Annotated in this window: 11 protein-coding genes, 1 tRNA gene and 2 pseudogenes; 10 read left to right on the top strand and 4 right to left on the bottom strand. The window is 69.9% G+C overall.

Annotated elements, in window-relative coordinates; translation table 11 throughout:
- Positions 1–25 precede the first annotated feature (25 nt).
- Positions 26–1,057, top strand: a complete 1,032-nt coding sequence (locus OG520_RS06295) for a sugar phosphate isomerase/epimerase family protein (protein ID WP_406012480.1) — start codon at positions 26–28, stop codon at positions 1,055–1,057.
- Positions 1,058–1,250: 193 nt separating this feature from the next.
- On the opposite strand, the pseudogene OG520_RS06290 reads toward OG520_RS06295, so the two are convergent.
- Together OG520_RS06290 and OG520_RS06285 are read right to left on the bottom strand one after the other, a co-directional pair.
- Positions 1,251–2,037 (bottom strand): annotated as a pseudogene (locus tag OG520_RS06290) (CoA transferase); the annotation flags it as partial.
- Positions 2,038–2,059: 22 nt separating this feature from the next.
- Positions 2,060–2,420, bottom strand: a pseudogene (locus OG520_RS06285) (thiamine pyrophosphate-dependent enzyme); the annotation flags it as partial.
- Between the two features lie 738 nt (positions 2,421–3,158).
- On the opposite strand from OG520_RS06285, the gene OG520_RS06280 reads away from it, so the two are divergent.
- The 9 genes from OG520_RS06280 (at position 3,159) to OG520_RS06240 (ending at position 13,333) form a co-directional block, all read left to right on the top strand.
- Positions 3,159–4,064 (top strand): type II CAAX prenyl endopeptidase Rce1 family protein, encoded by a 906-nt coding sequence (locus OG520_RS06280; RefSeq protein ID WP_406012479.1) that lies wholly within the window; start codon positions 3,159–3,161, stop codon positions 4,062–4,064.
- Between the two features lie 622 nt (positions 4,065–4,686).
- Positions 4,687–4,774: transfer RNA gene (locus OG520_RS06275), tRNA-Leu, on the top strand.
- Positions 4,775–5,344: 570 nt separating this feature from the next.
- Positions 5,345–6,361, top strand: coding sequence for a LacI family DNA-binding transcriptional regulator (locus OG520_RS06270; protein WP_389976194.1), 1,017 nt, complete (start codon positions 5,345–5,347; stop codon positions 6,359–6,361).
- Positions 6,358–7,932 (top strand): sugar ABC transporter ATP-binding protein, encoded by a 1,575-nt coding sequence (locus OG520_RS06265; protein WP_406012478.1) that lies wholly within the window; start codon positions 6,358–6,360, stop codon positions 7,930–7,932. Before OG520_RS06270 ends, OG520_RS06265 begins: the two co-directional genes overlap by 4 nt.
- Positions 7,922–9,895, top strand: coding sequence for a substrate-binding domain-containing protein (locus OG520_RS06260; RefSeq protein WP_406012477.1), 1,974 nt, complete (start codon positions 7,922–7,924; stop codon positions 9,893–9,895). Before OG520_RS06265 ends, OG520_RS06260 begins: the two co-directional genes overlap by 11 nt.
- 80 nt (positions 9,896–9,975) lie before the next feature.
- The gene (locus OG520_RS06255; RefSeq protein ID WP_406012476.1) at positions 9,976–10,938 is read left to right on the top strand and encodes a ribokinase; all 963 of its coding nucleotides are present in this window, start codon (positions 9,976–9,978) and stop codon (positions 10,936–10,938) included.
- Complete coding sequence (gene rbsD / locus OG520_RS06250; RefSeq protein ID WP_406012475.1) at positions 10,935–11,324, top strand: D-ribose pyranase; 390 nt, start codon at positions 10,935–10,937, stop codon at positions 11,322–11,324. Before OG520_RS06255 ends, rbsD begins: the two co-directional genes overlap by 4 nt.
- Positions 11,325–11,537: 213 nt before the next feature.
- Entirely contained in the window at positions 11,538–12,485 is a 948-nt protein-coding gene (locus OG520_RS06245) for a RimK family alpha-L-glutamate ligase (protein ID WP_399329776.1), read from the top strand.
- The gene (locus tag OG520_RS06240; protein WP_406012474.1) at positions 12,482–13,333 is read left to right on the top strand and encodes a RimK family alpha-L-glutamate ligase; all 852 of its coding nucleotides are present in this window, start codon (positions 12,482–12,484) and stop codon (positions 13,331–13,333) included. The genes OG520_RS06245 and OG520_RS06240 overlap by 4 nt, the downstream gene beginning before the upstream one ends.
- Before the next feature lie 179 nt (positions 13,334–13,512).
- On the opposite strand, the gene OG520_RS06235 is transcribed toward OG520_RS06240, so the two are convergent.
- Positions 13,513–14,151, bottom strand: coding sequence for a class F sortase (locus OG520_RS06235; RefSeq protein WP_399329774.1), 639 nt, complete (start codon positions 14,149–14,151; stop codon positions 13,513–13,515).
- A gap of 142 nt (positions 14,152–14,293) precedes the next feature.
- The gene (locus tag OG520_RS06230; RefSeq protein WP_406012473.1) at positions 14,294–14,728 is read right to left on the bottom strand and encodes a hypothetical protein; all 435 of its coding nucleotides are present in this window, start codon (positions 14,726–14,728) and stop codon (positions 14,294–14,296) included.
- Between the last annotated feature and the right edge of the window lie 74 nt (positions 14,729–14,802).

Genomic DNA, 14,802 nt, shown 5'->3' with positions numbered 1-14,802 from the left:
TCCCGCCCCCAGAAGGAGTTCCCCCATGAGCCGCCGCACCCCCGTCGACGCCGAACTCGCCCACAAGCTCAGCCGGCGCTCCATGCTCGGCGTGGCCGCCGGAGCCACCGCAGCAGCCCTCCTCGGCGCCGCGGCCCCCGCCGCCACCGCCCAGGGCAGGCCCCAGGGCGACCCTCTGCTGCCGCCCGGCCGTCTCGGAATCCAGCTCTACACCCTCCGCGACAAGGTCTCGACCCTCGGCTTCGACAAGGTCTTCGCCGAACTGGAGGCGTACGGCTACGACGAGGTCGAGTACGCCGGCTACACCCAGGGTTCGGCCGGTGCCATCACCCTCGCCCAGCTCAAGCAGCTCACCCGCGACCACGGGCTCAAGGGCATCGGCAGTCACGTCGGCTACTACGAGGACAACAACCCGAATGCCTACACCTTCGCGCAGAACCTCACCAAGGTCCTCGACGACGCCCAGGCCCTCGGCCTCAAGCATGTCGGCACCGCCTCGGGACCGTTCCGCTACGGATCGACGGTCGACGCCTGGAAGCGCGCCGCCGCGGACTTCAACACCTATGGCGCCGCGGCCAGGGCACGCGGCATGAAGTTCTACCAGCACAACCACGCCGAGGAGTTCTCCTTCGCCACCGACCGGCCCGATGTCCGCCTCTACGACGTACTGCTCGCCGAGACCGACCCCGATCTGGTCTTCCTGGAGATGGACATCTACTGGGCCTACGTCGGCCAGTTCCGGTTCGGCAAGCGGGCCGACGGCACCCCCGACACCTTCGACCCGTTGCACTACGTACTGAAGCAGCCCGACCGCTACCCGCTCTTCCACGTCAAGGACGGCGAGCACGACATCGCGGCCCGCGACGGATACCGCATGGTGGACGTCGGGGACGGCGACATCGACTACAAGAAGTTCCTCGGTGCCGTCACCAGGACCCACGGCGGCCGCCGTGACCACCACTGGCAGGTGGAGCACGACCAGCCGATCGTCGACTCCTTCACCACGGCCCGCCGCTCGGCCGCCTACCTGCACACACTGCGCCGCAAGGGCTGCTAGGGTCTCTCGTTTGGATCAGGCCGGATCCAAACGAAAGACCCTAGCCCACCGCACGCACGATGACCCTCCTCGCAAAGGGCGTGGAGGGCCGTCGGCGTTGGTATCCGCGGAGAGGGCTCAGGCGGCTTCCCGGCCGACCGGTACCCGATCCGGGGCCGTGCCGCGTATGCGTGGATGTCCCGGCTGCTTCAGCGTTGGGACCGCCGGGCGCGCACTTCACCGCCCACCCCGGCTGTCCACCGCCGCTGGCATTGCCACTGCGCGGCACCTCTTCACGGAAGTCCTCGTTGGGGCACTCGGCCAATGGACCGTGTGTCGGACGCTGTTGATCGCGCAGCTTCACCCGGCACAGATTGAGCACCGCATGCTGCATGGCGACGTTGACGCGCTGCCCGCGTCCGGTGTTCCCGCGCTGGAACAGCGCGGCCAGAATGCCCGCTACCGCGTGGATCCCGCTACCGCGTGGATCCCGGTCCCCGAGTCACCGATCTGCGCCCCGGTGGCGAGCGGCGGACCGTCCGCGAATCCGGTGGTGGACATCGAGCCGCCCATGGCCTGGGCGGCCACCTCGTACGTCTTGAACCCGGTGTACGGGCCCTCACCGACACCCTTGATGGAGGCGTAGACGATGCGCGGATCGATCTCCTGGATCCGCTCCCAGGTGAACCCCATCCGGTCGACGGCGCCGGGGCCGAAGTTCTCCACCATCACATCGCTGCGGCGGATCAGCTCGGTGAGGATCTCCTTCCCGTGCTCGCTCTTGACGTTGAGAGTGATGCTCCGCTTGTTGCAGTTGAGCATCGTGAAGTAGAGGGAGTCGACATCCGGCAGATCGCGCAGCTGTTTACGGGTGATGTCGCCGCTCGGGGCCTCCAGCTTCACCACGTCCGGCCGATCCGGGCGAGCAGCTGGGTGGCAGAGGGACCGGACTGTACGTGCGTCATGTCGAGGACGCGCACGCCCTCAAGAGCTTTGGTCATGCCAACGGCTCCTCTGTGACTGCTACTTGCACATGGCCTGGTTCATCGTTCCGGGGGCGTAGGCGTGCGTCGGGGTCGATCCAGACGTTGATCAGCGACGGCAGCCCCGACTCGCGGGCGCGTCGTAGCGCCGGGGCGATGTCGGCGGGGTCGCGGACCTCTTCGCCGTAACCGCCCAGCATCTGGGCGAACTTGTCGTAGTGGACATCGCCGAGAGTGTTGCCGACCCGCTCGCGCGCCTCCCCGTACTTGGCCTTCTGGCCGTAACGGATCTGGTTCATCGAGGAGTTGTTGCCGACGATCCCGACGAACGGGAGGTTGTAGCGGACCAGCTTCTCGAAGTCCCAGCCGGTCAGGGAGAACGCACCGTCACCGAAGAGCGCCCGGCGTCGGCGGCCCGTTTCTACTCCCACCCGGACGTAGTGTTCCGTCCGGTCTGCGGGGTCTTACCGAGCCGGGTGGGGCTGGCCCGGCCTCGGAGGCGGACGCACGAGACGGCGCTGGATAAGGTGCTGGAGGCCATCGTGCAGCGGCTGAGCCGGAGTTGACGCCGGGGCCGACGGACCGCCGGCGCGCTGCCGGGCTGGATCGGCGCCACTCCCGGCGGCGGCCGCATTGAACGGCTCGTCCAGCACCGGCGACCGCCTCGCCCGAGTGCGCATAGGCCATGGCCGCCGACCGCGCTGACCCGATGGCAATCACTGTTCGATGAGAACGCTCAGCCTTCGCTGCTGTCGTCTGCCACGGGAATGTCAGTCGCTCTGCCACGGGAAGTGTCAGTGCCTCGTACGGGGTGAAGGCGGGGGCCGTCACGCTCCCCGCCCTCACGTACGAGTTGCCGGTTCCGTGGTTAAAGAGCGTGGACCATCCTCCGAGCCGCATTGCCCCGTCGATCGCCCAGGCGGTGGAGCGGCAGTCGCATGCACGCGGGCACTCAGCCTCTGGGTGTTCCCGGAGCCGGAGCCGGTGGCCAACGACCAGTCGACCCCTATCGTCCACTGCGCCGAAGGATGTACAGGGAGGTCGTCCGCGCGTACGACGCCCCTGACTGGTGGTCGGGCGAGCCTGGAAAGCACACGGGGTTGTCGATAGGAGTCGGCCCTACCGTCACCAGGAGCGCTATGACCGAGCTACACATACGACAACCCGCACCCGCACTCGCGCCCACGACCGCCGGGGCCATGGGCCGCGCGTTGGCTGGCGGCCTGATCATGGCGGTGGCGCTCGGTGTCGGCAACGGCCTCGGACCCGTACTGGCGGACGCCACCGGAGCCAGTGGCTCGGCCGCCCGGCTGATCGCTGCGGGTCTCGTCACCGTCGTGGCCGTGCCGTTTGTCCTGCGTCTGTCACACCCCCGGACGGTCGGCTTCGGTAGTCCGGGCGCGAGCCTACGGGCGTTCCTCACCGGCGTTGGCGTGACGGCCGCGGCAGCGGCGCTGGTCCTGGGCGCGGGCACGGCCGTGGGGTTACTCGTCTGGCAGGAGCTGGACCTCGTCACTCTGGTTGACTTTCTCGTCACCAACGCCGCCGTCGCGTTCCTGCTTGAAGCCTTGCCCGAGGAGACGACGCTGCGCGGCTACACGTGGACATCGCTGCGCAGACGGTTCGGGCCCGCACGGGCGGCGTTCGGCACCACGGCGGTCTTCCTGCTCGTACCGGGCACCTCGACGCTGGTGACGGTTGGCATCGCCCGGCTGGCCGGTGACGAGCCGGGCCACATCGGCATCGCCCCGGAGGGGCAGCACCCGGTCGATTACCTCATCCTCCTGACGGTCTTCAGCCTGACCCTGATCGCCGCCCGTGCGGCCGTGGGTCACGCCCCGCTGTGGGCGGCGATCGGCACGCACCTGACCGTCCTGACCGTGAACCGCATCATGCTGCAGGGCGAGGACCGCCACGCGGGCGTGACGGTGGAGCAGACGTCCGGTGACGCGGTGCTGCTCGTACCGCTGTACCTGGTGGTCGTCGCGATCGCATTCCTGGTGTGCCGTCGGGTCACGCGTCGGCACACGCCCGGCGAAAAGTAGGCGGTCACCGCCACCGGCCTGCTCGATGCCGGGCTCCTGGTCCGCGCAGAGGGCGGGACCGCCGTCCTGGCCGACGACGTCCGGTACAGCCTTCGCGTCACCGACGCCGACGACACCCCTGGCTACTGACAGAGCTCATGGCACAACCCACTGACGTCCTTCTGGCAGACGACAAGAACGCTCGACCTTCGCTGCGACAGGTCACCGCCGTGCGGTAGTCGAGGGGATGGATTGTATGCAGTCGACGAATGCTGTATGAATTTTCTTATCCCGCATCCGTCGGGTGGTGTCCAGGGGGTGTGCGGCATTTTCGCCATCGATGCGACCGGGAGTGGTGGTCGTCCCGGCGTCGCGCTGTCGACCGGGATGGAGGTCGAGCGGAGGCGCCCGGCCCTGGAGGGCGGGCTTCCCGGATCAATGTCTGATGCCGTGACTGCCGCGCCGCCCCGCACTATGTGTACGAGCGTGACTACGGGTCGTGGCCGGGGTGGGTGAAGCGGTACAGGATCGCGCCGGGCGTATCCGCCGCACCGCACTGACCACGGGAAACGCGGGTGAGAGCCACCCCGAACCCCTGGTATTGTTTTCCATGTCGCCGCGGGAAACCGGGGCCGACCACCTGGTCCGGGTGGCGGAATGGCAGACGCGCTAGCTTGAGGTGCTAGTGCCCTTTATCGGGCGTGGGGGTTCAAGTCCCCCCTCGGACACCAGTTCTACCAGTTGAGACCCCAGTTCACCTGGGGTCTTCTGCGTTTCCGGGCAGCGGTGCGATCGAGCACGTGACCAACGGCCACGCGGAACGAGGCCGCCGAACCCGAGGCCATTGGCTCAGAGCGGCCTTTGGCCAGTTGCTGCAGCACTCCCGACCCGGACGTGGTGCGCCACAACATCGTCGAGCCGGCCGTGGTCCTCAGCAGCTCCTGGGGCACGGGCCTCGCGCCCGAGGTGCACATTCCGCCGCCGGGCGAGCCGGATCGGGCGGTCATCGGCATTGCGGCAACTGAGCGGCGGGGGCTGCCCCTGCCCTCCCCGGGACGGTGCGGTCGCTGCCGCCGCCGGGGCTGCTGCCCGGATGTCGAACGTGACACGGCGTCCCCGCTCGTGTGCCCGGAGCACGCCTCACCTCCGTTCCGTCCCCACTCGTTACGATCCGGTCTCGGACGGCTGGTGGGGTCTTGTTTCCGGCCATGTAATCGTTTCCAATCATCCGTGTAATCGATTCCACGGCTGTGATCCGCTGGTTTCGAGGCGTACGGAAACCACAAGGAGGTGGTCCGGACATGACGAGCATCAAGGACGTCGCGGCCCAGGCGGGAGTCTCTGTCGCCACGGTCTCCCGTGTTCTCAACAGCCATCCGTCCGTCAGCCCGGACGCGCGGACCCGCGTACTCGCCGCCGTCGACGCCCTCGGCTACCGGCCCAACGCCGTCGCCCGCTCGCTGCGCACCGATCAGACGCGCACCCTCGGCCTGGTCATCAGCGATGTGCTGAACCCGTACTTCACCGAACTGGCCCGCTTCGTCGAGGAGGAGGCCCGAGCCCTCGGCTACAGCGTCATCATCGGCAACGCCGACGAGCGGCCGGAGCTGCAGGACCACCACGTCCGCACGCTCCTCGACCGAAGGATCGACGGGCTTCTCGTCTCTCCCGCGGACGGCGACTCCCCGCTGATGGCGGATGTGGCACGCGACGGCACCCCGATGGTCTTCGTGGACCGCTGGATGCCCGGCGTCGACGTCCCCGTCGTACGCGCCGACGGCCGCCGCGCGATCCGGGACCTGGTCGCCCATCTGCACGCGCTGGGCCGCCGCAGACTTGCCATCATCGCCGGCCCCGCGGCCACCACCACGGGCAACGAGCGCGTCGAGGCCTTCCGCGAGGCGCTGTGCGCCTACGAACTCACCCTGCCCGACGTCTACATCGGCCAGGGCGACTTCCAGGCGGACAGCGGCCGACGCGTCACCGAGCGCTTCCTGGCGCTCCCCGAACCGCCCGAGGTCGTGTTCGCCGCCGACAACCTGATGGCGCTCGGCGCGCTGGACGCCATCCGCGCGGCCGGACTGCGCGTCCCGCAGGACATCGGACTCGCCGCCTTCGACGACATCCCGTGGTTCGTCCACACCGACCCGCCGATCACGGCGATCGCCCAGCCGACCGGCGACCTCGGCCGTGCCGCCGTTCGCGCACTGGTCGACATCGTCGAGGGCCGGTCCCCGCAGTCCGTCACCCTTCCCGCCCGCCTCGTCGTACGCCGTTCCTGCGGCGAGCCCGCTTCGGACCAGAGGAGCAACTTGTGAGCAGTCCGGACGAGTTGCTGCGCATCGAAGGCGTACGCAAGACCTTCCCCGGTGTGGTCGCGCTGGACAGCGTGGACTTCGACCTGCGCAGCGGCGAAGTACATGTCCTGCTCGGCGAGAACGGAGCCGGCAAGAGCACGCTCATCAAAATGCTCTCCGGTGCCTACCGCCCGGACAGCGGCCGGATCTTCGCCCAGGGGCGCGAGGTCCGTATCCACGGCGCACAGGACGCCGAACGGCTGGGAATCGCCACGATCTACCAGGAGTTCAACCTGGTACCCGACCTCACCGTCGCCGAGAACATCTTCCTCGGCCGACAGCCGCGCCGCTTCGGGATGATCGACCGGCGTCGCATGGAGGCGGACGCCGAGGTGCTCCTGCGCCGCGTCGGTCTGCATGTCTCACCGAAGGCCAAGATCCGCGAACTGGGCATCGCCCGGCTGCAGATGGTGGAGATCGCCAAGGCGCTCAGCCTGGACGCCCGCGTCCTGATCATGGACGAGCCGACCGCGGTCCTCACCTCGGAGGAGGTCGACAAGCTCTTCCGGATCGTGCGGCAGCTGCGTGCGGACGGAGTCGGGGTCGTCTTCATCACCCATCACCTGGAGGAGATCGCGGCGCTCGGTGACCGGGTCACGGTGCTGCGCGACGGCCGGAGCATCGACCAGGTGCCCGCGTCGACCCCCGAGGCGGAACTCGTCCAGCTGATGGTGGGACGCAGCATCGACCAGCAGTACCCCCGCGAACGCCCCGAAACCGGCAGCCCGTTGCTGTCCGTGCGCGGCCTGACCCGCAACGGCGTGTTCCACGACATCAGCTTCGAGGTGCGGGCCGGAGAGGTGGTCGGTCTCGCCGGCCTCGTCGGCGCCGGGCGCACCGAGGTCGCACGTGCCGTCTTCGGCGCCGACCCCTACGACGGCGGCACCGTCGACGTGCTCGGCGAGCGGCTGGCCAGGCACGACGTCACCGCGGCGATGGGCGCCGGAATCGGCCTCGTACCCGAGGACCGCAAGGGGCAGGGCCTGGTGCTCGACGCCTCGGTGCAGGAGAACCTCGGCCTGGTCACCCTGCGCTCGGCCAGCCGATCCGGACTCGTGGACCTCAAGGGGCAGCGCGTGGCCGCCGCCCGGATCGCCGAACAACTCGGCGTACGGATGGCGGGTCTCGGCCAGCATGTCCGCACGCTCTCCGGTGGCAACCAGCAGAAGGTCGTCATCGGCAAGTGGCTGCTCGCCGACACCAGAGTGCTGATCCTCGACGAACCGACCCGCGGTATCGACGTCGGCGCCAAGGTCGAGATCTACCAGCTCATCAACGAACTCACGGCATCGGGCCACGCGGTTCTGATGATCTCCAGCGACCTGCCCGAAGTCCTCGGCATGAGCGACCGGGTGCTGGTCATGTCCCAGGGCCGGATCGCGGGGGAGCTCCCCGCGCACGAAGCGACCCAGGACGCCGTGATGGCCCTCGCCGTCAGCGCGTCCCCCACAACACCCCCCACAACACCCCCCACGACAACTGCGGCAGCAGATCCGACTGCGAACGAAGAGGAGAGCCCTCGTGGCCACTGACACGCTCAAGAGCAATACGGGCGCCAGTGGCGCCGCAGGGCACACGGTCCGCCGGCTCCTGCTCGACAACGGTGCGCTCAGCGCCCTGGTCGTACTGCTGGTGGCGATGTCGCTGCTCTCCAGCGACTTCCTGACCACCCAGAACCTGCTGAACATCGGTGTGCAGGCCGCCGTCACCGCGATCCTCGCGTTCGGTGTCACCTTCGTGATCGTCTCGGCGGGCATCGACCTCTCCGTGGGCTCGGTCGCCGCGCTCTCGGCGACCGTTCTCGCCTGGACGGCGACCTCGGAGGGGGTGCCGGTCTGGCTGGCCCTCATCCTCGCCGCGGCCACCGGCATCGCGTGCGGCTTCGTCAACGGGGCGCTCGTCTCGTACGGCAAACTGCCGCCGTTCATCGCGACGCTGGCGATGCTGTCGATCGCGCGCGGTCTGTCCCTGGTCATCTCCCAGGGCAAGCCGATCGACTTCCCCGGCTCGGTCTCCGTGCTCGGCGACACGCTCGGTGGCTGGCTGCCCGTCCCGGTGCTCGTGATGATTGTGATGGGACTGATCGCGGCGCTGATCCTGGCCCGTACCTACATCGGCCGTTCGATGTACGCGATCGGCGGCAACGAGGAGGCGGCCCGGCTCTCCGGACTGCGCGTCAAGCGGCAGAAGCTGGCCATCTACGCCCTGTCCGGCCTCTTCGCCGCGGTCGCGGGCATCGTCCTCGCCTCCCGGCTGACCTCCGCGCAGCCGCAGGCCGCGCAGGGTTACGAACTCGACGCGATCGCCGCAGTGGTCATCGGCGGCGCCAGCCTCGCCGGCGGTGTCGGCAAGGCGTCCGGGACCCTGATCGGCGCACTCATCCTCGCCGTCCTGCGCAACGGGCTGAACCTCCTCTCCGTCTCCGCGTTCTGGCAGCAGGTCGTCATCGGTGTCGTCATCGCGCTCGCGGTGCTGCTGGACACACTCCGCCGCAAGGCCGGTTCCGGAGCCGCCGCACCGGGCGGTTCGTCCGCCGCGCAGGGCTCGCCGGGATCCGGGCGCAAGGGAGCGGGAGCGGTCAAGTTCGCTGTCGCCGCCCTGTGTGTGGCCGTCGTCGTGGGCGGGGTGTCCTACTTCAACTCCGGCTCCTCCGGCGGCAACACCAAGGTGGGAATGTCGCTTTCCACGCTCAACAACCCCTTCTTCGTACAGATGAAGGCGGGCGCGCAGGCGGAGGCGAAGGCGGCCGGGGTCGACCTCACCGTCACCGACGCGCAGAACGACGCCTCGCAGCAGGCCAACCAGCTCCAGAACTTCACGAGTTCGGGCATGAAGTCGATCATCGTCAATCCGGTGGACTCGGATGCGGCGGGCCCTGCCGTCCAGGGCGCCAACAAGGCGGACATCCCGGTGATCGCCGCCGACCGAGGCGTCAACAAGGCACGGACCGCGACGCTCGTGGCGTCCGACAACGTCGCGGGCGGCAGGCTCGCCGCCAAGGCACTGGCCGACAAGCTCGGGGGCAAGGGCAGCATCGCCATCCTGCAGGGGACGGCCGGCACCTCGGCCAGTCGCGAGCGCGGCGCCGGCTTCGCGGAAGGCCTCAAGGCGTATCCGGGCATCAAGGTCGTGGCCGAGCAGCCGGCGGACTTCGACCGCACGAAGGGTCTGGACGTCATGACCAACCTGCTCCAGTCCCACCCCGGTATCACCGGTGTCTTCGCCGAGAACGACGAGATGGCGCTCGGTGCGGTCAAGGCACTCGGCAGCAAGGCGGGAAAGTCGGTGTCCGTCGTCGGATTCGACGGAACTCCGGACGGCCTGAAGGCGGTTGCAGCAGGCACGCTGTACGCGTCCGTGGCACAGCAGCCGAAGGAGCTGGGCAGGATCGCCGTACAGAACGCGGTGAAGGCGGCAGAGGGCAAGAAGATCGACAGCACGGTGAAGGTGCCGGTCAAGGTCGTCACCAAGAGCAACGTCGCCGACTTCTCCTGAGCGCGACCGAACGGGACCCGGTGCGCCTGAACGGGACCGGGCCCGACCCGAGCAACGCCTGACCACGGAAAGCAGGAACCATGCACGAGAGCGACCACGAGCACGACCGGTACGACCTGCTGGTCGTGGGCTCCGCCAACGCCGACCTGGTCGTCGGTGTCGAACGTCGCCCCGCACCCGGCGAGACCGTGCTCGGCTCCGATCTCGCCGTCCACCCGGGCGGCAAGGGCGGAAACCAGGCAGTCGCCGCCGCCCGCCTCGGAGCCCGTACGGCCCTGCTGGCCCGGGTCGGTGACGACGCGCATGGCCGCCTGCTGCTGGATGCACAACGGGCGGCGGGCGTCGACACCGCCGGCGTCCTCGTGGGCGGGGCGCCCACCGGCGTGGCGCTGATCACCGTGGACCCCTCGGGTGACAACAGCATCGTGGTGTCTCCGGGGGCCAATGCCCGCCTCACCCCGGAGGACATCCGGGCGGCCGGCCCCCTGTTCGGTGCGGCCCGGGTCGTCTCCGTACAGCTGGAGATCCCGTTGGAGACCGTCGCGGAGGTGGCCGGTGCGATGTCACCCGGTACCCGGCTGGTGCTGAACCCGTCACCGCCCGCGCCCCTGCCCGGCCATGTGCTGGCAGCCTGTGACCCGCTGGTGGTCAACGAGCACGAAGCGCGCTACATGCTGGGCGAGGCCGCAGGCAGCACGCCCCAGGAGTGGGCGCGGGCACTGCTCGCGTTCGGCCCGCGTTCGGTCGTGATCACGCTGGGGGCGGCGGGGGCGCTCGTCGCGGACCGCCGCTCGGGCGATGCCGTACCCGTACCGGGCATCGAGGTCGCAGCCGTGGACACGACCGGGGCCGGCGACGCGTTCACGGCCGCCCTGGCCTGGCGGCTCGGCCTGGGCGAGGAACTCGCCGAAGCCGCTGCGTTCGCCGTGCGGGTGGGCGCGGCCGCAGTCACCAGGCAGGGCGCACAGGCTTCCTTCCCGACGGCAGAGGAACTTCCGACCGCAGGCGAAGCCCCGACCGCAGGGGAAGTCCCGGCCCCGTGAAGAAGGCAGGAATTCTCAACCGCAACCTCGCCGGAGCACTGGCCGAACTGGGCCACGGCGACGGAGTGCTGATCTGCGACGTGGGCATGCCCATCCCGGCCGGCCCCCGGGTCGTCGACCTGGCCTTCCGGGCCGGCGTCCCCGCGTTCGCCGAGGTGCTCGACGGGCTGCTGGACGAGCTGGTGGTGGAGGGCGCGACAGCGGCGCACGAGGTGCGGGAGGCCAACCCGGAGGCCGCACGCCTCCTGGAGGAGTGCCTCCCGGAACTCGCCCACGTACCCCACGAGGAGCTGAAGGCACTCGCGGCGGGTGCCCGGCTGGTGGTGCGGACGGGGGAGGCACGGCCGTACGCGAATGTGCTGCTGCGGTGCGGGGTCTTCTTCTGACAAGGACGGCAGTCACCGGGCGCGCGAATCACGGACGCCGGGTCTGCGCGGCCGTCCCCGAGCCTCAGGTGAGGCAACGCACTATCAGTAACCCCCGGCTGCGGTTGCTTTGGGGCTGACGTGACGTAGCGTTGCCCTTTTGGTGGTGTTCGAAAGAGCACCGCGAGGCACCGTTCTGCCCTCATCAGGCATGGGGCACCGAGGGGTATTGGGATGAAGCTCTGCTTCCTCGTCGAAGAGCTGTACCGGCATGACGGCATGCCGCTTGACGTGGTCCGGCGACTGTCGTCGTGGGGACACCAGGTGGACGTGGTGCGCCCCGGCGGCTCTCTCCTGCGGATCTCGGAGGAGGTGAGGGCGGGAACCCATGACGCCTGGGTACTCAAGACCGTGTCCGGCGGCCCCGGGCTCACCTTGTTGGAGGCCGCGGCGACGGTGGGCCTGACCACGGTGAACGACGCGCGGTCGATCCGCGCGGTGCGTGACAAGGTCTTCACATCGGTCATCGCTCGACAGCACGGGCTACCGGTTCCGGTGACCTATTCGGCGCCGAGGGCCACGCTGTTCGCGGATGTTCCCGACGAGCTCTTTCCTCTGGTGGTCAAGCCCGCCGACGGCAGCTCGGGGCGCGGGGTGCGGCTCGTGGCGGACCCCGGGCGGCTGGCGGAGGCGGAGCAGGCGGGGGAGGGCCAACTCATCGCACAGCCCTATGTGTCCAATCCGGGCTCCGATCTGAAGGTCTACTGTCTCGCGGGTGAGTTTCACGCGACCTTGCGCCGTTCGCCGCTCCATCCGGACGGGTCGGTCGACGAGGGAGCCGTCCCCCTGCCCGCCGAGGTGGCCGCAGTGGCGGCGAAGGTGGGAGCGGTCTTCGGCCTCGATCTGTACGGCATCGACGTGGTGCTCGGTCCCGACGGTCCCGTGATCGTCGACATCAATGACTTCCCGAGTTTCCGTCAGGTCCCCGACGCAGTATCCAGGTTGGCCGGAGCCGTCCTCGACCTGGCCAGGGCGGGCGGCGCCGACCGGAGGGGTGTGTTCGCCTCCGCCCCGCGCATTCCCGCGCAGCCGCAGATCCCCCATGGTCGGCTTCAACCGCACCCCGTCCCCGGCCCCGAGGCGGACGTGCTGGCAGCCGTGCCGGAGGCCGCGCAGATATGAGGGTGTGTCTGCTGACCGACAAGCCGGATCATCCACTGCTCGCCGCAGTCTCTTCCGCGCTGACCCGGGCGAAGCACCGGGTGACGTTCCTGGACCCGGACACCGGAACCGGGTCCCCGTCGCAACTGGTGAACCCGGGCGATCTCGCCGACGTCTACCTCCTCAAGGCCCATACCCCCCGGGCTCTGGCGCTGGCCCGTTTCCTCGAAGCACGCGGCGCCCGGGTGCTGAACTCCGCCGCCTCGACGGAGCTGTGCCAGGACAGGAGCCGGATCGCCGCCGTGGCGGAGGGCGCCGGCCTGCCGATGCCCCGGACAAGGACCCTGGACGCGCTGTCCGAAGCCGTCCACGGAGCGGAGCCGGCGGAGAGCGGCTTCCCACTCATGGTCAAGAGCCGCCACAGCCGACGCGCGGACCTGGTCGCCCGCGTGGGCGGTTCGGCCGAGCTCCGGGACCTCGCGGCAAAGTGGCCCAACGAGCCCGTCGTCCTGCAGGAGTTCGTCGCGAACAGTGGCTGGGACCACAAGCTGTGGGTGATCGCGGGCGAGGTGTTCGCGGGGGTGCGCCCCGCACCGGTGGGCGTACCGCCGGACGGTACGCCGTCCGCGCCACTGGTCCGTGATCTGCCGCAGACCTGGACCGAACTCGCCCTCCGCACGGGGGAGGTCTTCGGCCTGGACATCTACGGTGTCGACCTGCTGGACCGCGAGGGGGCGCCCGTCGCGGTCGACATCAACGCCTTCCCGGGCATCCGCGGACCGAAGGGCGCCCCTGCGGCACTGGCAGCCTTGGCACTGCGACGCCCCCGGCCTCGAGCCGATGCTCCGCCTTGTCGCAGCTCTTGTTGAACCGTGCGCCGACATCCTCAGCCCGCCTTCCGAACCCGGCGGATTCCCCCACGGAGAGCTGCACCTGATCTTTCCTGGAGCCGGCAGCCGGTGGGCTTGCGCGGGCCCGCTCCGGATGCCTCCGGGGTCGCCGCATGCGGTGGTGAGGTCATCGCCGGTACGGGTCCTCGGCGCCGCCGTCAGCTCCGGTTCGCGTACACGATGAGGTTGTCCACCGGGTGGCCCTGGGCGTCGAAGGCGCCGTCGCAGGTGATCAGACGCAGGGCGCGTGCCCTGGTGGCGCCGTAGACCTTCTCGGTCGGGAAGGTCTTCTTGCTGACCGTCTCGGTGCCGGTGACCCTGAAGTGGAGTTCCGCGCCGCGGTCGTTCTTGACGGCGATGTCCGCTCCCTTGCCGATCTTCTTGAGATCGTGGAAGACGGCCTTCCCGAAGCGGGTGTTGTTGTGCCCGATGATGACCGCGGCGCCGGGCTCACCGGGAGTGGCGCCACCGGTGTACCAGCCGGCGGTCATGCCCTTGTCGGCGGGCGGGACCTCGACGGTGCCGTCCCCGTTGAGGCCGAGGCGCATCAGCTCGCTGTCGATGCCGAGCGAAGGGATGCTGACGCGGACGGGGGCCGCCGCCGAGGAACGGGAACCCCCGGCCTTCCCGGCTCCCTTCGAACCGGTCTGCTCCGGAGCGTCGAGAGCGGCGCTCGCGCTGCTGCCGGGCCCCGCGGCGGACGAGTCGTCCGTGGCATCGGAGGAGCAACCGGCGAGGAAGAGACAGGCGAGCAGCGGCAGCGCGGCGCGTCGGAGCGAAGACGATGTGTGGAACATGGGGGCTCCAGGTCTGGGCGGAGATCGGCAGTGGCGCCGCCCGGGAACGGACGGCGCCACGAAGGACGGGCGACTGCGGTGAGCGTCGCGACTGCCTCGGCAGCCGGTCGGCCCCCGGGGATCGGCCGTGAGGTCCGGCTGGTCAGCCGTTGCGCTGGGCGGCCGAGCGGCGGCGCAGCACGATGGTTCCCGCTCCGGCGAGCAGCAGTGCGGCAGCGGCCGATCCGGCGATCGCGGTGGTGCTGTCGCCCGAGGTTCCGGCCGTCCGCTCGCCCGCGGCGACGCCACCGCGCGGAGCGGGGGTGGCCGAAGCCTTGCCGTCGGCCTTCCTTCCCTCGACCACGGCCGGAGCGGGGCTGTCGCCGGCGGCCACACCCCCACGGGGTGTCACGGCCGGCTGCGAGCCCCGTACGGGAGTGCTGGTGGGCTTCTTGGCGGGGGCCGGCGCGGCGGACCGCTCGACGGACGGAGCCGAAGGCGAGGGCGCGGAGTCGGCGAAGGCCGCGGCGGACGGTACGAGCACCGCGCCCGCCGCGACGGCGGCGAGGACGGCGGTGCGCAGGAGACGGTTGGGCATGGGGATGACTCCATTCCAGGTCGGCCCCGGTGGTGCCCGGTGTCTGGTTCGCACCGGGCGCGGGGCATGCCGAC

Source organism: Streptomyces sp. NBC_00984, assembly GCF_045162475.1.
Classification (GTDB): domain Bacteria; phylum Actinomycetota; class Actinomycetes; order Streptomycetales; family Streptomycetaceae; genus Streptomyces.
The sequence above is the reverse complement of the archived record's forward strand: the minus strand, read 5'-3'. Positions and strand labels throughout refer to the sequence as shown.